The organism is Aquipseudomonas alcaligenes NBRC 14159, from assembly GCF_000467105.1.
Lineage (GTDB): Bacteria > Pseudomonadota > Gammaproteobacteria > Pseudomonadales > Pseudomonadaceae > Aquipseudomonas > Aquipseudomonas alcaligenes.
The window spans coordinates 72,203-90,987 of sequence record NZ_BATI01000021.1; the positions used below are offsets into that span (position 1 = coordinate 72,203).

Sequence of the window (18,785 nt, forward strand, 5' to 3'; positions counted from 1 at the left end):
GGCATCACTCATAGAAGGGACTCCACTGTGCGCCGGCTCTGGATCGCCACCGGATTCATCGTCAGCCTGCTCCTGGGTCTGCAGGTGTCGGCTGCGCCGCAGCAGATCGCCGAGGAGAACTGGTCGATCCTGCTGGACAAGTCCGCGCAGCTGAGTTTCGCCGAGGTGCAGGCGCAGAGCTCGCGCTTTCAGCCGCTGGACCGCCTCGCCTTCACCCTACCCGCTTCCCCCCAGGCCATCTGGCTGAAAGTCGAAACCCGCGCCCTCAGCACCCCGCACTGGCTCTGGCTGTTCGCGCCGCGCGTGCAGCATCTGGACTTCTATCTGGTCCGGGACGGCGTGCTGGAACAGCAGCTGCGTACCGGCGAAGCCCTGACCCTGAGCTCGCGCCCGTTGCCGTCGCGGGCCTACCTGTTCAGCCTGCCCAACGATGACCAGCCGCGCACCGCCTACCTGCGCATGACCTCCAACCACGCCCTGATGATGTGGTTCAAGGTCATCGACGAGCCGCAGCTGGTAGCCCAGGAGAAGCCCGCCTACCTGTTCGGTGCACTGCTCGGCGGCCTGATGCTGCTGGCCCTGTTCAACCTGCTGCGCATGGCCTACTCGCCCACCGCCAGCAACCTGTGGCTGGCCGGCATGCACGTTGCCCTGGCCCTGTGCGCCACCGCCAACATCGGCCTGCTGGCCGTGCTGCTGCCGGAACAGAGCTACAACCAGTCGCTGATCGCCGACCTGTCAGCCCTGACCGCCGCCCTGTGCATCCTCGGCTATACCCGTTTCTTCTTCAGCGGCAGCCCGGCGGAACACAGCCCGCTGCGCCACCTGCTGCACCTGGAATTCGCCCTGATCGCCGCGGCAGCCGCCATGATCGGCTTCACCGGGCTGTTCTGGCACAGCTGGCTGGTCTATGGCCTGGTGGTGCTGGTGGCACTGACCGTACCGGCCATCGCCTTCGTCCATTGGCGCAATGGCTACCGCCCGGCTCGCCTGATTCTCGCCGGCATGCTGATCTTCGACCTGGGCTTCGCCACGCTCGGCCCCGTGCTGTTCGGCTTCGACCAGCTCAACCCCGGCTGGCTGGTGCTCAGCCTGTTCAGCGTGGCCATGATCGCCGGCCTGGTGCTGAGCATCGCTCTCTCCGAGCGACAGCGGCAGATCCAGAGCGAGACCCTGTTCCAGCGCACCAGCGAGGCCGCCACCAGCGCCGAGCTGAAGGCCAAGGCCGAGTTCCTGGCCAAGATCAGCCACGAGATCCGCACCCCGATGAACGGCGTGCTGGGCATGACCGAACTGCTGCTCGGCACCCCGCTGTCAGCCAAGCAGCGCGACTACGTACAGACCATCCACAGCTCGGGCAACGAGCTGCTCACCCTGATCAACGAAATTCTCGACATTTCCAAGCTGGAGTCGGGGCAGATCGAACTGGACGACGTGCAGTTCGACCTCAATGCGCTGATCGACGACTGCCTGGACATCTTCCGCGCCAAGGCCGAACAACAGAAGGTCGAACTGATCAACTTCACCCAGCCGCAGGTGCCGCGGGTCATCAGTGGCGACCCCACTCGCCTGCGCCAGATTCTGCTGAGCCTGCTGGACAACGCCTTCCGCCAGACCGACGAGGGCGAGATTCTGCTGGTGGTGGCCCTGGATACCGAAGGCAAGACGCCCAGCCTGCGCATCGCCGTACAGGACAGCGGTCGCCCGCTGGAAGCCGGCGAGCGTGATGCCCTGCTCAATACCCAGCTGCACAGCAGCGACTTCCTCAGCGCCAGCAAACTCGGCGGTCGCCTCGGCCTGATCATCGCCCGCCAGCTGGCGCGCCTGATGGACGGCCAGTTCGGCGTACAGAGCGGTACCGGTACCGGCAGCACCCTGTGGCTGACCCTGCCCCTCGACCCGCAGCGCCTGGAACAACCCACCGCCGACCTCGACGGTCCGCTGCAGGGTGCACGCCTGCTGGTGGTCGACGACAACGAGACCTGCCGCAAGGTGCTGCAGCAGCAATGCAGCGCCTGGGGCCTGCAGGTCAGTGCCGTGGCGTCCGGCAAGGAAGCCCTGGCCCTGCTGCGCACCAAGGCGCATCTGCGCGAATACTTCGATGCCGTGCTGCTGGACCAGGAGATGCCCGGCATGACCGGCATGCAGCTGGCCGCCAAGATCAAGGAAGACCCCAACCTCAACCACGACATCCTGCTGATCATGCTGACCGGCATCAGCAATGCGCCGAGCAAGATCATCGCGCGCAATGCCGGGATCAAACGCATCCTGGCCAAGCCGGTGGCCGGCTATACCCTCAAGACCGTGCTGGCCGACGAACTCGCCCAGCGCCAGGCGGGCGCTGCGCAACCGCTGCCAGCCGAAACCGGCACGCTGCAGGTACCGCAGGACTTCCGCATCCTGGTAGCCGAGGACAACAGCATCTCCACCAAGGTCATCCGCGGCATGCTGAGCAAGCTCAACCTCAACCCGGATACCGCCAGCAACGGCGAGGAAGCCCTGCGCGCCATGCAGGAACGCCAGTACGATCTGGTGCTGATGGATTGCGAGATGCCGGTCCTCGACGGTTTCTCCGCCACCGAGCGCCTGCGCGAGTGGGAGCACCGCGAGCGCCGCGAGCGCACTCCGGTGGTGGCCCTGACCGCGCATATCCTGTCCGAGCACAAGGAACGCGCGCGCCAGGTCGGCATGGACGGGCACATGTCCAAGCCGGTGGAAATGTCGCAGCTGCGCGAGCTGATCGCCCACTGGGTCGGCGAACGCGAACGCCGCCAGCGCGACGCCCTGCCCTCCTGAACCCGGGTAGCGGCCTCCGGCCGTCGCCCTCTATGCTGTGCTGCACTTCCACTGGCGAGCCGTTCCCATGCTGTCCTTGCTGTTCACCATTTACCTGAAGATGCTGGTTCTCTACAGCCCGTTCTTCGTGCTGTCCTGCTTCATCGGCCTGACGCCGGGCTACAGCACCAGAGAGCGCAAGCGGCTGGCCTGGAAGGTCGCGCTGGGCACCCTGATCGCCAGCGTGCTGCTGTACCTGTTTGGCCAGACCATCTTCGAGATCTTCGGCATCACCGCCGATGCCTTCCGCATCGGCGCTGGCTCGGTACTGTTTATCTCGGCGCTGGGCATGGCCCAGGGCAAATCGGCGGTGCAGGCCGACAACGTCAATCAGGACGTCACCATCGTGCCGCTGACCATCCCGCTTACCGTCGGCCCCGGCACCATCGGTGCGCTGCTGGTGATGGGCATCAGCCAGCCGGAATGGGACGACAAGCTGATCGCCATCGCCGCCATCGCCATTGCCAGCGTCACGGTAGGCCTGGTGCTCTATCTGTCCGACAAGGTCGAGCGCCTGCTCGGCCAGCAGGGCCTGCAGATCCTCAGCCGGCTGATGGGCCTGTTCGTCTGCGCCCTGGCCGCGCAGATCATCTTCACCGGGGTCAAGGGCTACCTAGCCCCCTGATCGCCCGCACGCACCAGCGCCGGGCGCGCGGCCCCCAAAGAGGGCAACCGCTGCGCCCATGCGCGCCATCAATCACGATAAAAACCATATAAATCAGCCAGTTAACAGACTGGCATAGCTTCTGCTTTGCGGATACCAACTTGGATACAAGAAGGAATCCGCAGCAATGTCGCAGAGCACCCGCGGCTGGACCCTGAACGACTGGCAACAGGCCTATCGCAACCAGCACCTGCAACCGGCTGTGCTGGCCGAGCTGCTGGCCGAACTGAACGACAGCGATCCCGCCTGGATCAGCCTCGCCTCTGCGCAGCAGCTGCAGGTCCAGCTCGACGAACTGGCCGAGCGCCTGGCCGACGTCGCTGGCGACCTGGCCAAACTGCCGCTGTATGGCGTGCCCTTCGCCATCAAGGACAACATCGATGTCGCTGGCTGGCCCACCACCGCAGCCTGCCCCGAATTCGCCTACACCGCCGCAGCCGACGCCTGCGTGGTCGCCCGCCTGCGCGCCGCCGGCGCCATCGTCATCGGCAAGACCAACCTCGACCAGTTCGCCACCGGTCTGGTCGGCACCCGCTCGCCCTATGGTGCGGTGCCCAACAGCTTCGATCCCACCTACGTCAGCGGCGGCTCCAGTTCCGGCTCGGCCAGCGTGGTCGCGCGCGGCCTGCTGCCCTTTGCGCTGGGCACCGATACCGCCGGCTCCGGCCGTGTGCCGGCCGGCTTCAACAACATCGTCGGGCTCAAGCCGACCAAGGGCTGGCTGTCCACCCGCGGCCTGCTGCCCGCCTGCCGTACCCTCGACTGCATCTCGGTGTTCGCCCTGACCGTGGCCGACGCCCAGGCCGTGGCCACTATCGCCGGCGGCTTCGATGCCGCCGATCCCTACAGTAGGGAAAACCCCAACAGCGCCAAGGTCGGCATGCCGGCCAAACCACGCCTGGCGGTACCGGCTGCCCCCGAGTTCTTCGGCGACGCGCAGAACCAGGCCGTGTTCGAACAGGCCCTGGGCCAGCTGCGTGAGCTGGGCGCCGAGCTGGTGGAGATCGACTTCGCGCCCTTCCGCGAACTGGCCGAACAGCTTTATTACGGTTCCTGGGTCGCCGAACGCACGGTGGCCCTGGAGCACGTCGATCCCGCGCATATCAACCCGGTGGTACGCGGCATCGTGGCGGGCGGTGAGCAATACAGCGCCTGCGACGCCTACAAGGCCGAGTACATCCGCGCCGAGCTGAGCCGCAGGATCAACGACGCCCTGGTCGGCTTCGACGCCCTGGTAGTACCGACCTCGCCGACCATTCGCACCCTGGCCGAAATGGCCGCCGAACCGGTGCTGTTCAACAGCCAGTTCGGTACCTACACCAACTTCACCAACCTCGCCGACCTCTGCGCCCTGGCCGTGCCTGCCGGCTTGCGCGCCGATGGCCTGCCGGCCGGCATCACTCTGCTCGCCCCGGCCTGGCACGACCAGGCACTGGCCGCCCTCGGCCGGCGCTGGCAGGACTTCCTCGCCCTGCCGCTGGGCGCCACCGGCCGCGCACTGCCGCCGCAGGGAGCGCCGGCCCAGGCACCAGGCAGCGTGCGGGTGGCCGTAGTCGGCGCGCACCTCACCGGCATGCCGCTGAACTTCCAGCTCACCCGCCGCGACGCCGTACTGGTCGAGCAGACCACCAGTTCTGCCCATTACCGCCTCTACGCCCTGCCCGGTACCGTGCCGCCCAAGCCGGGCCTGGCGCGGGTGGCCGAGGATGGCGCCGAGATCATCGTCGAGCTGTGGGACGTGCCGCAGGCGCGCTTCGGCGAGTTCGTCGCCGAGATCCCGCCACCGCTCGGCATCGGCAATCTGCAGCTGGCCGACGGCCGCTGGGTCAAGGGCTTCATCTGCGAGCCGTACGCGCTTGAAGGGGCACGCGACATCACCGGCTTCGGTGGCTGGCGCGCCTTCATTGCCAGTCAGCAGGGCTGAATCCCATGCCCCGTCGTGTCGCGCCGCCGAGCCTGGCCGATGCCATCTACCGGCAGCTCAAGGAGGACATCTTCGAATTCCGCCTGCTGCCGGGCGATCGCTTCAGCGAGGGCGACGTCGCCGAGCGCATGGCGGCCAGCCGCACGCCGGTGCGCCAGGCGCTGTATCGCCTGCAGCGCGAGGGTCAGGTGCAGGTGCACTTTCGCAGCGGCTGGCAGGTCAGCCCGCTGGACTTCGAACGTTTCGAGGAACTCTACGACCTGCGCACCGTGCTGGAGCTGGAGGCGGTGCGGCGCCTGTGCCTGCGCCCCGAGTTCGAGCAGCACCCGACCCTGCTGCAGCTCGGTCGCACCTGGCTGGTGCAACCCGAGCAGCGCCTGCACGACGGCAAGGCGGTTTCCCTGCTTGATGAGCAGTTTCACTGCCTGCTGGTCGAGGCCGGCCGCAATCGCGAGATGGCCCGCGTGCACCAGCAGGTGACCGAGCAGATCCGCATTCTGAGGCGCCTGGACTTCACCCAGCGGCCACGGATTACCGCCACCTACGACGAACATGGACGAATTCTTGGCGCGATCCTCGCGCGCCATTGTGAAGAGGCACAGCTATTGCTCAGGACCCATATCGAGGAGAGCAAGGCGGAAGTGCGCACGATCACCCTGCACATGTTGCACAGTGCCCGACAGAAGGCGCCGGCGACGCGGAGTGAGCGCGATGACCTTGGTTCCACTGCCACAACAGATAACAACAAACCAGCAGTTCAACACTCAAGTTCGTGAATGGAGATCGCACCATGCAACGTCGCAGCCTGATCAAGGCCTTCACCCTTTCCGCATCCATCGCCGCCATGGGCATGACCTGGACCGTGCAGGCCGCCGAAACCATCAAGGTCGGCATCCTCCACTCGCTGTCCGGCACCATGGCGATCTCCGAAACCTCGCTGAAAGACATGGCGCTGATGACCATCGATGAGATCAACGCCAAGGGCGGGGTGAATGGCAAGCAACTCGAACCGGTGGTGGTCGACCCGGCCTCCAACTGGCCGCTGTTCGCCGAGAAGGCACGCCAGCTGCTGACCCAGGACAAGGTCGACGTGGTCTTCGGCTGCTGGACCTCGGTGTCGCGCAAGTCCGTACTGCCGGTGTTCGAGGAACTCAACGGCCTGCTGTTCTATCCGGTGCAGTACGAAGGCGAAGAGATGTCGCCGAACGTCTTCTACACCGGCGCGGCACCGAACCAGCAGGCCATCCCGGCAGTGGAATACCTGATGAGCGAGGACGGCGGCGAGGCCAAGCGCTTCTTCCTGCTGGGTACCGACTACGTCTACCCGCGCACCACCAACAAGATCCTGCGCGCCTTCCTGCACAGCAAGGGCGTGGCCGACAAGGATATCGAAGAGGTCTACACCCCCTTCGGTCATAGCGACTATCAAACCATCGTCGCCAACATCAAGAAGTTCTCCGCCGGCGGCAAGACCGCGGTGATCTCCACCGTCAACGGCGACTCCAACGTGCCGTTCTACAAGGAACTGGCCAACCAGGGCATCGAAGCCACCGACATCCCGGTAGTGGCCTTCTCGGTCGGCGAGGAAGAACTGCGCGGCATCGACACCAAGCCCCTGGTTGGCCAGCTGGCCGCCTGGAACTACTTCCAGTCCGTGGATAACCCGGTCAACACCGAGTTCGTCAACAAGTGGAAGGCCTACGCCAAGGCCAAGAACCTGCCGAACTATCAGACCGCGGTAACCAACGACCCGATGGAAGCCACCTACGTCGGCATCAACATGTGGGCCCAGGCCGTCGAGAAAGCCGGCACCACCGATGTCGACAAGGTCCGCGAAGCCCTGGCCGGCCAGACCTTCGCCGCACCGAGTGGCTACACCCTGACCATGGACAAGACCAACCACCACCTGCACAAGCCGGTGATGATCGGCGAAGTCCAGGAAGACGGTCAGTTCTCCATCGTCTGGCAGACCGAAGGCCCGCTGCGCGCCCAGCCGTGGAGCCCCTTCATCCCCGGCAACGACAAGAAGCCGGACTACGCGGTGAAGTCCAACTAAGCCCTAAGTAGTCCGCTAGGCCGTTCCTGGATTGCCCTCCGGGCTGCGGCCTGCCTCCCCTCTCCCGCTTGCGGGAGAGGGGCCGGGGGAGAGGGCTAGCCAGACCACGCCCCTCTCCCTAACCCTCTCCCATCAATGGGAGAGGGAATATTCCGGCGTACCCCAAGGATCCTTCGTATGCCCACTGCCCTTTACCGAATCCTGCTGTCACTGGCGCTGCTGCTGCCACTGACCGCCCATGCCGGCGACGCCAATGATTTTGTCGCCGCCAACCCGGCCAAGCAGGCCAAGCTTCTCGAAAGCTGGGCCGCCCACCCCGATCCCGCCCGCCAGCCGCTACTCGATGCCCTGCAGCAGGGCCGCGTCGGCGTCGATGCCAGCAAGACCGCCTTCTATGAGGTCGACGGCGCCTGGCAAGCCGCCGAAGCAGCTGCGACCGCCGACGGCACGCCGAAGAAGCTGCGCCTGAACAACCGCCTGCGCGGCCTGCTGGCCAACGTGCAGGCCAGCCAGCAACTGCTCGCCGCAGAGCCGGCCACGCGCCTGGCCGCCGCCCAACAGCTGCAGAAGAGCGCCAAGCCAGCGCAGCTGGAACTACTCAACGCCCGCGTCGCCAGCGAACAGGATGACGGCGTGCGCGCCGCCCTGGCCCTGGCCCTGGCCAACCTGCAGCTGGTCGATCCCGATCCGGCGATCCGCCTGAAGGCCGTGCGCCTGCTCGGCGAGAGCGGCGATCCGCTGGCCCGCACCCGCCTGGAAGGCCTGCTGGCCGAGGGCGTGGAAACCGACGCCGCAGTCCGCACCGCCGCCGAAACCAGCCTGGCCCAGGTCAAGCGCCGCCTGCTGGTCGGCGAGCTGCTCGGCCAGGCCTTTAGCGGCCTGAGCCTCGGCTCGATCCTGCTGCTCGCCGCCCTGGGTCTGGCCATCACCTTCGGCCTGCTCGGCGTGATCAACATGGCCCACGGCGAGATGCTGATGCTCGGCGCCTACACCACCTATATGGTGCAGCTGGGCTTCCAGCGCCTGGCACCGGAATACCTCGCCCTCTACCCGCTGGCCGCCCTGCCGGTGGCCTTCTTCGTCACCGCCGCCATCGGCATGGCGCTGGAGCGCACGGTGATCCGCCACCTCTACGGCCGCCCGCTGGAAACCCTGCTGGCCACCTGGGGCATCAGCCTGATCCTGATCCAGGCCGTGCGGGTGATCTTCGGCGCGCAGAACGTCGAGGTGGCCAACCCGCAGTGGCTGTCCGGCGGCGTGCAGGTGCTGCCCAACCTGGTGCTGCCCTACAGCCGCCTGGTGATCATCGGCTTCGCCCTGTTCGTGGTCCTGCTGACCTGGCTGCTGCTGAACAAGACCCGCCTCGGCCTCAACGTCCGCGCCGTCACCCAGAATCGAAATATGGCCGCCTGCTGCGGCGTGCCGACCGGCCGGGTGGACATGCTCGCCTTCGGTTTGGGTTCCGGCATCGCCGGCCTCGGTGGTGTGGCCCTGTCGCAGATCGGCAACGTCGGCCCGGACCTAGGCCAGAGCTACATCATCGACTCCTTCCTGGTGGTGGTGCTCGGCGGCGTCGGCCAGCTGGCCGGCAGCGTCATGGCCGCCTTCGGCCTGGGCATCGCCAACAAGCTGCTGGAGCCGCAGATCGGCGCCGTGCTCGGCAAGATCCTGATCCTCGCGCTGATCATTCTGTTTATCCAGAAACGTCCGCAAGGCCTCTTCGCTCTCAAGGGACGGGTGATCGACTGATGACTCAAGCACTCAATCAAACGCTGCTGGCGCGAGCCACGGCGAAACTGGGGCCGCAGGCGTCCCTCGCTCTCGGCCTGCTGATACTGGCTGTACTGCTGGCCATGCCGCTGCTGCACCTGCTACCGGCGGACAACGCCCTGCACGTCTCGGCCTACGGCCTGACCCTGGTCGGCAAGATCCTCTGCTACGCCATCGTCGCCCTGGCGCTGGACCTGGTCTGGGGCTACGCCGGCCTGCTGTCGCTCGGCCACGGCCTGTTCTTCGCCCTCGGCGGCTATGCCATGGGCATGTACCTGATGCGTCAAAGCGCGGGGGATGGCTTGCCCGCCTTCATGAGCTTCCTCGCCTGGAGCGAGCTGCCCTGGTACTGGTACGGCACCAGCAACTTCCTCTGGGCCCTGTGCCTGGTGGTGCTGGCGCCCGGTTTGCTGGCCCTGGTGTTCGGCTTCTTCGCCTTCCGCTCGCGGATCAAGGGCGTGTATTTCTCGATCATGACCCAGGCCCTGACCTTCGCCGGCATGCTGCTGTTCTTCCGCAACGAGACCGGCTTCGGCGGAAATAACGGCTTCACCAATTTCAGGACGATCCTGGGCTTCGACATCACCGCCCCGGGCACCCGCGCCTTCCTGTTCTTCTGCACCGTGCTGCTGCTGGTCGGCAGCCTGGCCCTGGGCTTCGCCCTGGCGCGCAGCAAGTTCGGCCGGGTGCTCACCGCCCTGCGTGACGCGGAGAACCGCCTGATGTTCTGCGGCTACGACCCGCGCGGCTACAAGCTGTTTATCTGGGTGCTCTCCGCCGTGCTGTGCGGCCTGGCCGGCGCGCTGTACGTGCCGCAGGTGGGCATCATCAACCCCAGCGAGATGTCGCCGACCAACTCCATCGAGGCGGCCATCTGGGTCGCCCTCGGCGGGCGCGGCACGCTGATCGGCCCGCTGCTCGGCGCCGGCCTGGTCAACGGCATGAAGAGCTGGTTCACCGTGGCCTTCCCCGAATACTGGCTGTTCGCCCTCGGCGCGCTGTTTATCGTCATCACCCTGTTCCTGCCCAAAGGGGTCATAGGACTGCTGCGCAAGGAGAAGGACCAATGAGAGCCGCTCCAGTACCCGAATTCATGCTCGAACCCGCCTTCGACCCAGCCGGCAGCGGCCGCGACGCGGTCGGTCTCGGCAGCGCTGCGGCCAAGGGCCTGGATGTGCGCCACGGCACCATCCTCACCCTGGAAGGCATCAATGTCAGCTTCGACGGTTTCCGCGCCATCACCGACCTCAACCTGTACATCGGCGTCGGCGAACTGCGTTGCATCATCGGCCCCAACGGCGCCGGCAAGACCACCATGATGGACGTGATCACCGGCAAGACCCGTCCGAACAACGGCGTCGCCTACTTCGGCGACACCCTCGACCTGACCCAGATGAGCGAGGTCGAGATCGCCCAGGCCGGCATCGGCCGCAAGTTCCAGAAGCCCACGGTGTTCGAGGCGCTCAGCGTGTTCGAAAACCTGGAACTGGCGCTGAAGACCGACAAGTCGGTGTGGGCCAGCCTGCGCGCCCGCCTCTCCGGCGCACAGAAAGATCGCATCGAGGAAGTGCTGACCACCATCCGCCTGGAGAGCTCGCGGCATCGCCCGGCCGGGCTGCTGTCCCACGGCCAGAAGCAGTTCCTCGAGATCGGCATGCTGCTGGTGCAGGACCCGCAACTGCTGCTGCTCGACGAGCCGGTGGCCGGCATGACCGACGCCGAGACCGAGTTCACCGCCGAGCTGTTCAAGTCGCTGGCACGCAAGCACTCGCTGATGGTGGTCGAGCACGATATGGGCTTCGTTGGCACCATCGCCGACCACGTCACCGTGCTGCACCAGGGCAGCGTGCTGGCCGAAGGTTCGCTGGAGGACGTGCAGGCCAACGAGCGGGTGATCGAAGTCTATCTCGGCCGCTGAACAACCACCCTCTCCCTAACCCTCTCCCATAAATGGGAGAGGGAACTTGCGCGGAGCCAAGGTCCGACACTGCGCACTTGCTCCCCTCTCCCGCCGGCGGGAGAGGGGCGGGGGAGAGGGAAGCAGACAAGTAGGACTCAAGAGGCGAACACATGCTGCAAGTCCAACAGCTTCACCAGTACTACGGCGGCAGCCACATCCTGCGCGGCCTGTCCTTCGAGGCGAAGATCGGCGAAGTCACCTGCCTGCTCGGCCGCAACGGCGTGGGCAAGACCACATTGCTCAAATGCCTGATGGGCCTGATCCCGGCCAAGGAAGGCACGATCGCCTGGGAAGGCCAGGCCATCAATGGCCACAAGCCGCACCAGCGCGTGCATGCCGGCATCGCCTATGTGCCGCAGGGTAGAGAAATTTTCCCCAGGCTCACGGTCGAGGAAAACCTGCTGATGGGCCTGTCCCGTTTCAGCGCCAGCGAAGCCAAGACCGTCCCCGAGTTCATCTACGAGCTGTTCCCGGTGCTGCGCGAGATGAAGCAGCGCCGTGGCGGTGACCTCTCTGGCGGTCAGCAGCAACAGCTGGCCATCGGCCGCGCACTGGCCAGCCAGCCGCGCCTGCTGATCCTCGACGAACCCACCGAAGGCATCCAGCCCTCGGTGATCAAGGAGATCGGCGTGGTCATCAGAAAACTCGCGGAACGCGGCGATATGGCCATCCTGCTGGTCGAGCAGTTCTACGACTTCGCCGCCGAACTGGCCGACCAGTACCTGGTGATGAGCCGTGGCGAGATCGTTCAGCAGGGCCGTGGCGAGACCATGGAGGCCGATGGCGTGCGCGGGCTGGTGGCGATCTGAACGGCGACGCCCGGCTCGTGCTCTGCGCATAATCGGTGCCTCTTCCCGTTGGATGCCGGCACCGATGACCGCACTGCGCCACCTGCTGCGCCACCTGCTGCTCCCCCTGTGCGCCCTGCTTGGCTGCGCCATGGTCATCTATGGCGGCAGCCTGCCGGACTACTGGCTGCGTCGCTCCATGCCAGAGGGCATGGAGCCGGCTTATCCACTGCAGTGGGTGTTGCTGTTCTGCGCCATCGTGCTGGCCGAATGCAGCTTGCTGCTGGCCGTGCTGCGGCCTTGGTCGTATTGCCGCTCCTGGGGCCGTGCCTGGTGCGCCACCCTGCTGGCAATACCGCTGGCGCTGTTCTGGCTAACCGGCGTGCTGCATTCGCCGCCGCACTACGGCCTGCACCTGCAGTGGTGGCTGCTGGTGTGCGCCGCCCTGCTGGTATTGAGCCTGTACTCCAGCCTCGCCGCCTGGCTGCACAAGCGCGCCGAACGGGCCGCCGGGTAGAGCTGCCTCGCAACACTTTCCCGCGCTACTGCAACGAATCCACCAGAAAATTCAGCCGCGCCGGCTGCTCGCCTTCCAGGCCGGGCAGCTCGGCCTCGTCCTTGAGGCTGACGCCGGACAGCTGGCGCCGACAGGCCTCACGCATCAGGTATAGCAGCTTGTGCGCGGCCACACCGTAGCTCATCCCCTCCAGGCGTACGTTGGAGATGCAGTTGCGGAAGGCGTCGGTCAGGCCAACCCTGGGCGCGTAGGTGAAGTACAGGCCGAGGCTGTCCGGCGAACTCAGCCCCGGACGCTCGCCGATCAGGATCACCACCATCTTCGCGCCGAGCAGCTCGGCCACCTCGTCGGCGACTGCCACCCGCCCCTGGCGCACCACGCAGAGCGGCGCCAGCGACCAGCCATCGCCGCCCATCTGCTCGCGCAGGCGGGCGAGGAAAGGCGCGGCATGTCGCTCGATGGCCAGGGCCGACAGGCCGTCGGCGATGACTATGGCCAGGTCGTAGCCCTGCGGATGCTCGGCGCGGTGGTCACGCAGGCGTTGCGCCGAAGCAGCGTCCAGGCGTCGCCCCAGGTCCGGGCGCTGCAGGTAGGTATGCCGGTCGCCGGCCGCGCTGTGCAGCTGCAGCACTGGCAGCCCCTGGCTGGCCAGGCCCTCGGCCAGCGCCTCGGCATGCAACGGCAGGTGCACGGCGTCGCGCGCCTGGGCATGGGCGAACTGGAAATCCAGCTGCGCCGCCGTGGGCAGGCTGGTGCCGGCACGGCCCAGAGCGATGCGCGCCGGGGTCAGGCGGCGCAGTTCCTGCCAGGGGTTGTCGATGGCACCACTCAGTGGCTTGTCGTCTTTCACCGCTTGTTTCCTTGTGTCGCTCCCGCGGGTTGCACCCGCACTACGACGTGTAGGGCGGGTGCAACCCGCGAGCTGTTCTAGCCCAGTTGCGCCAGTGCCTGGCGGAAGGCCGGCGGCAAGCCGCCGCCGAGGCGTACCTGGCCGTCGCGCTGGGAGAGGATTTCCATGCGTTCCAGCCACGCCTCGAACTCCGGTGCCGGGCGCAAGCCGAGCACCTGGCGGGCGTACAGCGCGTCGTGGAACGAGGTGGTCTGGTAGTTGAGCATCACGTCGTCGGAGCCGGGGATGCCCATGATGAAGTTGATGCCGGCCGTGCCGAGCAGGGTCAGCAGGGTGTCCATGTCGTCCTGGTCGGCCTCGGCATGGTTGGTGTAACAGATGTCGCAGCCCATCGGCACGCCGAGCAGCTTGCCGCAGAAGTGGTCTTCCAGACCGGCGCGGATGATTTGCTTGCCGTTATAGAGATATTCGGGGCCGATAAAGCCGACCACGGTATTGACCAGAAACGGCTTGTAGTGGCGTGCCACCGCATAGGCGCGCACCTCGCAGGTCTGCTGGTCGACGCCATGGTGGGCGTTGGCCGACAGCGCGCTGCCCTGGCCGGTCTCGAAGTACATCAGGTTGTCGCCCAGCGTGCCGCGCTTCTGCGACAGCCCGGCCTCGTAACCCTCCTGCAGCACCTGCAGGGTGATGCCGAAGCCGGCGTTGGCCGCCTCGGTGCCGGCAATGGACTGGAACACCAGGTCGACCGGCGCGCCGCGCTCGATGGCGGCGATGGAGCTGGTAACGTGGGTCAGCACGCAGGCCTGGGTAGGAATCTCGTAACGCTGGATGATCGCGTCGAGCATCTTCAGCAGATCGGTCAGCGCGCCCAGGCTGTCGGTGGCCGGGTTGATGCCGAACATGGCGTCGCCGTTGCCGTAGAGCAGGCCGTCGAGAATGCTGGCGGCGATGCCGGATGGATCGTCGGTCGGATGGTTGGGCTGCAGGCGCGTGGACATGCGTCCGCGCAGGCCCATGGTGTTGCGAAAACGGGTGACCACGCGAATCTTCTGCGCCACCAGGATCAGGTCCTGCACGCGCATGATCTTCGACACCGCCGCCGCCATTTCCGGCGTCAGCCCCGGCGCCAGGGCGCGCAGGCTGGCCTCGTCGGCGTGCTCGCCGAGCAGCCAGTCACGGAAACCGCCGACGGTGAGATGGGCGACCGGGGCGAAGGCCGCCGCGTCGTGGCTGTCGATGATCAGCCGGGTGATCTCGTCGTCTTCGTAGGGAATCAGTGCCTCGTCGAGGAAGTGCCGCAACGGGATATTGGCCAACGCCATCTGCGCGGCGACGCGCTCGGCATCGCTGCTGGCGGCCACACCGGCCAGGTAGTCGCCGGAGCGCGCCGGCCCGGCCTTGGCCATGACCTCGCGCAGGCTGTCGAAGCGCCAGGTCTGGTGGCCGACGGTATGGCTGAAACTGGCCATCGTTCTCTCCTGAAACAAAAGCCCGCCGTTGCCGGCGGGCGCATCACAATTACGGTTGCAGCAGGGCATCGGCCGGCACGGCGTCGCGCTGGGCGCCGGTCAGCAGGAAGTAGACCATGCCGATGCTCATCAGACCGAGGAACAACAGCGCGATGGTGCCGTTGAACCAGATCATCGCCGCCAGGCACACCAGCGCCAGGCCCAGGGCAATGCCCGGCACCAGCGGATAACCCGGGGCCTTGAAGGTGCGCTCCAGGTTCGGCTCGGTCTTACGCAGCCGGAACAGGCTGAGCATGCTCATGATGTACATGACGATGGCGCCGAACACGCTCATGGTGATCATCGCGGCAGTCAGGCTCATGCCCTGCAGGTTGATCAGGCCGTCGCTGAAGATCGCGCCGATGCCCACCAGGCCACCGGCGATGATGGCGCGGTGCGGGGTGTGGAAGCGCGACAGCTTGGCCAGGGCCGGCGGCAGGTAGCCGGCGCGAGCCAGGGCGAAGAACTGCCGCGAGTAGCCGAGGATGATGCCGTGGAAGCTGGCGACCAGGCCGAACAGGCCGATCCACACCAGCATGTGCAGCCAGCCGGAGTTCTCGCCGACCACTGCCTTCATCGCCTGCGGCAACGGATCGTTGATGCCGGACAGGGCTTTCCAGTCGCCCACGCCACCGGCCATCACCATCACACCCAGGGCCAGGAACACCAGGGTCAGGATGCCGCCGACATAGGCACGCGGGATGGTGCGTTTCGGGTCCTTGGCTTCCTCGGCGGCCATGGCAGCGCCCTCGATGGCGAGGAAGAACCAGATGGCGAACGGAATGGCGGCGAAAATCCCGGCAATTGCCGGCAAGCCGAACACGTTGCTGCCGGCCCAGCCATCGATGACGAAGTTGCTGAAGCTGAAGCCCGGCGCCACCACGCCCATGAACACCAGCAACTCGACCACCGCCAGCACGGTGACCACCAGCTCGAAGGTGGCGGCGATGCTGACACCGAGGATATTGAGGGTCATGAAGATCAGGTAGGCACCGACCGCCGCCAGTTTCGGGTCGAGCCCGGGGAACTGCACGTTGAGGTAGGCGCCAATGGCCATGGCGATGGCCGGCGGGGCGAAGACGAATTCGATCAGGGTGGCCATGCCGGCAATCATTCCGCCGGCGGGGCCGAAGGCACGGCGGCTATAGGCGAAGGGCCCACCGGCGTGCGGGATGGCGGTGGTCAGTTCGGTAAAGCTGAAGATGAAGCAGCTGTACATCGCCGCCACCATCAGCGTGGTGACCAGAAAGCCGAGCGTGCCTGCCACGCCCCAGCCATAGCTCCAGCCGAAATACTCCCCGGAAATCACCAGACCCACGGCGATGCCCCAGAGGTGCAGGGTGCCGAGCGTCGGTTTGAGTGTCGTTGTTGTCATTGCCAGTTCCTCGATGTGGGCGTCGAACGCCAGGCGAGGATATCCAGCCAACCCCGGCCGAGACTTGACCTTGCAAAGTCCGCGCACAGCTGCAGAGTCAAGTCGCTCAGGAGGGCGCAAAGCCCTCTGCCACGGGCCTTTGCGCCATGCCGGTGCATAGCGGTGCGGCACCGCCCCAAGGCGATGCAAACATCGCCTGAGCGAGCACGCTGAGACTTATGCCCGCGTACCTCGGTGACGGGGCACGACTATTGCTAAATATCTGGCAACACTGTCGTGGCAGGTCGCCCATGTCCCTGAACTTCGCCCACCCACTGGCCAGCGCCGACTCGCCGAGCAACCTCGGCGTGCTGTCGGCGGCTGCCTGCGGCCTGGACGCGTTCATCGCCCAGCAGGGCGGCGATGTAGACCGGGTGTTCGGCATCGCCGGCATCGACCCTGACCTGCTGCTGCACCCGACCCTCAGCCTCAGCCTGAACAACTACTGCAGGGTGTTGGAGGAGGCGGCCAGCCAGTCCGGCTGCGACAACTTCGGCCTGCGCTACGGCCAGCAGTTCCTGCCGCGCGCCCTCGGCCTGCTCGGCTATGTCGGGCTCTGTTCGCACAGCCTGGAGCAGGCCCTGCAGAATTTCGCCCGCGCCTTTCCCTACCACCAGCACGACACTCTGATCCGTCTGGTGGATATCGGCGAGTGCTACCGCTTCGACTACCAGGTACATCACCCGGCCATCCTCGACCGCCGCCAGGACGCCGAGCTGACCATGGGCATGGCGCTGAACCTGGTGCGCCATGCGCTGGGGCCGGACTGGGCACCGCGCGCCGTGCTGTTCGAGCACGCGCGACCGGAGGGCTGGCGCGAGCACCAGACGGTATTCGACGCCCCCGTGCTGTTCGACCAGCCGTGCAATGCCCTGCTGATTCCCAAGCGCGACATCGCCGGCAAGCTGATGCCCGAGCGCGACCCGGTGCTGCTGATGCTGGTGCAGGACGCCATCGTCCGCCTCGGCGGCCAGCAATCGCCACAGTGCCTGGTCGACCAGGCCCGCGGCCTGGTGCGCGACGCCCTGCCGCTGGGCGAGCCCTCGCTGGAACGAGTCGCCGCCGGCCTCGGCCTGACCCCGGCCGCCCTGCAACGGCGCCTGCGCGAACAGAACCTGAGTTTTTCCACGCTGATCGACCAGGTGCGCCGCGAGCTGGCCCTGCACTACCTGCGCCGGCGCCTGCCGGTCAGCGAGCTGGCGCCGCTGCTCGGCTACTCCGAGACCAGCGCCTTCTCCCGCGCCTTCCGCCGCTGGTTCGACGCCAGCCCGCGGCAATGGCTGCAGATGAGCACGGCCTGAGCCCATGCCGCCACGCTACACTGCCGCCTCACCCAATTCGGCTGGATGCCCCTGAATGACGGTTGCCCAACCCGCACTCTTCACCCCCGCCTGGCACGCCGAGCTGGAATTGGCCTACGCCCGCCAGCAGGACTGGACGCGCCCGGTGCTGCGCCGCCATCTGGGCCCGCTGCGGGTGCAGAAACACCTGCACGCCGAAGGCCCCGAGGTGTGCCAGCACATCATCGTGCACCCGCCCGGCGGCATTGCCGGCGGCGACAGCCTGGATATCGCCGTGGACGTCGGCGAGCGGGCCTGGACCCAGCTCACCAGCCCGGGCGCGGCCAAGTGGTACCGCGCCGCTGGCAGCGCGCGTCAGTGCGTGACGCTGCGCGTGCGATCCGGAGCCACCCTGGAATGGCTGCCGCAGGAAACCATCGTCTACTCAGGCGCCCAGGCCGAGCTGAGCACCCGCATCGAGCTGGAAGGCGACGCCCGCCTGTTTTACTGGGACATGGTCGCCCTCGGCCGCCCGGCCGCCGGCGAGCGCTTCGACTGCGGACATTTCCAGAGCGCTCTGGATATCCGCCGCGACGGCCTGCTGCTGTGGCACGAGCGCCAGCGTGTGGTCGGTGGCGACGGCCTGCTCGACTCGCCCATCGGCCTGGACGGCCAGCCGGTATTCGCCACCCTGCTGGCCAGCGGCGAGATCGATGCCGAGCTGCTGCAGCGCTGCCGCGAACTGGGCGGTCCGGTACGCGGCGACCTGACCCAATTGCCGGACCTGCTGGTGGCCCGCTGCCTGGCCGGCGAGGCGCTGCATGCGCGCGCCTGGCTGATCGAACTCTGGCGCCTGTTGCGCCCTGCCCTGCTCGGCCGCGCGGCCGTGCCCCCAAGAATCTGGAGTACCTGATGGATCTTTCGCCCCGCGAGAAGGACAAGCTGCTGATCTTCACCGCCGGCCTGGTGGCCGAGCGGCGCCTGGCCCGCGGCCTCAAGCTCAACTACCCGGAAGCCATGGCGCTGATCTCCGCCGCCCTGCTGGAAGGCGCCCGCGACGGCCGCACGGTGGCCGAGCTGATGCACTACGGCACCACCCTGCTGAGCCGCGAGCAGGTGATGGAAGGTGTGCCGGAGATGATTCCGGAGATCCAGATCGAAGCCACCTTCCCCGATGGCACCAAACTGGTGACTGTCCACCAGCCGATCGCCTGAG

Annotated in this window: 16 protein-coding genes; 13 read left to right on the forward strand and 3 right to left on the reverse strand. The window is 66.7% G+C overall.

Features of this window, described 5'->3' with window-relative positions; genetic code table 11:
- The first annotated feature begins 27 nt into the window (after nt 1–27).
- The 10 genes from PA6_RS13300 to PA6_RS13345 all read left to right on the forward strand — a co-directional run bounded on the left by PA6_RS13300 (nt 28) and on the right by PA6_RS13345 (nt 12,514).
- Complete coding sequence (locus PA6_RS13300; RefSeq protein WP_021701448.1) at nt 28–2,796, forward strand: hybrid sensor histidine kinase/response regulator; 2,769 nt, start codon at nt 28–30, stop codon at nt 2,794–2,796.
- A 67-nt stretch (nt 2,797–2,863) separates the two neighbouring features.
- A complete protein-coding gene (locus tag PA6_RS13305; protein WP_021701449.1) occupies nt 2,864–3,460 on the forward strand; it encodes a MarC family protein in 597 nt (198 codons plus the stop codon).
- Nucleotides 3,461–3,626: 166 nt separating this feature from the next.
- Nucleotides 3,627–5,423, forward strand: a complete 1,797-nt coding sequence (gene atzF / locus PA6_RS13310) for an allophanate hydrolase (RefSeq protein ID WP_021701450.1) — start codon at nt 3,627–3,629, stop codon at nt 5,421–5,423.
- Nucleotides 5,424–5,428: 5 nt separating this feature from the next.
- Nucleotides 5,429–6,199, forward strand: a complete 771-nt coding sequence (locus tag PA6_RS13315) for a GntR family transcriptional regulator (RefSeq protein WP_021701451.1) — start codon at nt 5,429–5,431, stop codon at nt 6,197–6,199.
- Between the two features lie 14 nt (nt 6,200–6,213).
- Complete coding sequence (gene urtA / locus PA6_RS13320; RefSeq protein ID WP_021701452.1) at nt 6,214–7,479, forward strand: urea ABC transporter substrate-binding protein; 1,266 nt, start codon at nt 6,214–6,216, stop codon at nt 7,477–7,479.
- 177 nt (nt 7,480–7,656) lie between these two features.
- Nucleotides 7,657–9,228, forward strand: coding sequence for an urea ABC transporter permease subunit UrtB (gene urtB / locus PA6_RS13325; RefSeq protein WP_021701453.1), 1,572 nt, complete (start codon nt 7,657–7,659; stop codon nt 9,226–9,228).
- Nucleotides 9,228–10,319 (forward strand): urea ABC transporter permease subunit UrtC, encoded by a 1,092-nt coding sequence (gene urtC / locus PA6_RS13330; protein WP_021701454.1) that lies wholly within the window; start codon nt 9,228–9,230, stop codon nt 10,317–10,319. Before urtB ends, urtC begins: the two co-directional genes overlap by 1 nt.
- Entirely contained in the window at nt 10,316–11,167 is an 852-nt protein-coding gene (gene urtD, locus PA6_RS13335) for an urea ABC transporter ATP-binding protein UrtD (RefSeq protein WP_021701455.1), read from the forward strand. The genes urtC and urtD overlap by 4 nt, the downstream gene beginning before the upstream one ends.
- A gap of 152 nt (nt 11,168–11,319) precedes the next feature.
- Entirely contained in the window at nt 11,320–12,018 is a 699-nt protein-coding gene (urtE, locus tag PA6_RS13340; protein ID WP_021701456.1) for an urea ABC transporter ATP-binding subunit UrtE, read from the forward strand.
- Nucleotides 12,019–12,082: 64 nt separating this feature from the next.
- Complete coding sequence (locus PA6_RS13345; protein ID WP_021701457.1) at nt 12,083–12,514, forward strand: hypothetical protein; 432 nt, start codon at nt 12,083–12,085, stop codon at nt 12,512–12,514.
- 25 nt (nt 12,515–12,539) lie between these two features.
- On the opposite strand, the gene eutC is transcribed toward PA6_RS13345, so the two are convergent.
- The 3 genes from eutC to eat form a co-directional block, all read right to left on the reverse strand.
- On the reverse strand, nt 12,540–13,364 hold the full coding sequence (gene eutC / locus PA6_RS13350; protein ID WP_021701458.1) for an ethanolamine ammonia-lyase subunit EutC: 825 nt from the start codon (nt 13,362–13,364) through the stop codon (nt 12,540–12,542).
- Nucleotides 13,365–13,441: 77 nt separating this feature from the next.
- Nucleotides 13,442–14,836 (reverse strand): ethanolamine ammonia-lyase subunit EutB, encoded by a 1,395-nt coding sequence (locus PA6_RS13355; protein ID WP_021701459.1) that lies wholly within the window; start codon nt 14,834–14,836, stop codon nt 13,442–13,444.
- A 49-nt stretch (nt 14,837–14,885) separates the two neighbouring features.
- Nucleotides 14,886–16,250 (reverse strand): ethanolamine permease, encoded by a 1,365-nt coding sequence (gene eat, locus PA6_RS13360; RefSeq protein WP_021701460.1) that lies wholly within the window; start codon nt 16,248–16,250, stop codon nt 14,886–14,888.
- A 290-nt stretch (nt 16,251–16,540) separates the two neighbouring features.
- Here eat and qhpR point away from each other — a divergent pair, with 290 nt between their 5' ends.
- From qhpR to ureA, 3 genes are read left to right on the forward strand one after another with little or no spacing between them, the layout of a single operon-like run.
- The gene (qhpR, locus tag PA6_RS13365; RefSeq protein ID WP_021701461.1) at nt 16,541–17,590 is read left to right on the forward strand and encodes an AraC-like transcriptional regulator QhpR; all 1,050 of its coding nucleotides are present in this window, start codon (nt 16,541–16,543) and stop codon (nt 17,588–17,590) included.
- Nucleotides 17,591–17,645: 55 nt separating this feature from the next.
- The gene (locus PA6_RS13370) at nt 17,646–18,482 is read left to right on the forward strand and encodes an urease accessory protein UreD (protein ID WP_021701462.1); all 837 of its coding nucleotides are present in this window, start codon (nt 17,646–17,648) and stop codon (nt 18,480–18,482) included.
- Nucleotides 18,482–18,784 carry an urease subunit gamma gene (gene ureA, locus PA6_RS13375; protein WP_021701463.1) on the forward strand — a complete coding sequence of 101 codons (303 nt, stop codon included), beginning with the start codon at nt 18,482–18,484 and terminating at the stop codon, nt 18,782–18,784. The genes PA6_RS13370 and ureA overlap by 1 nt, the downstream gene beginning before the upstream one ends.
- Nucleotide 18,785 lies beyond the last annotated feature (1 nt).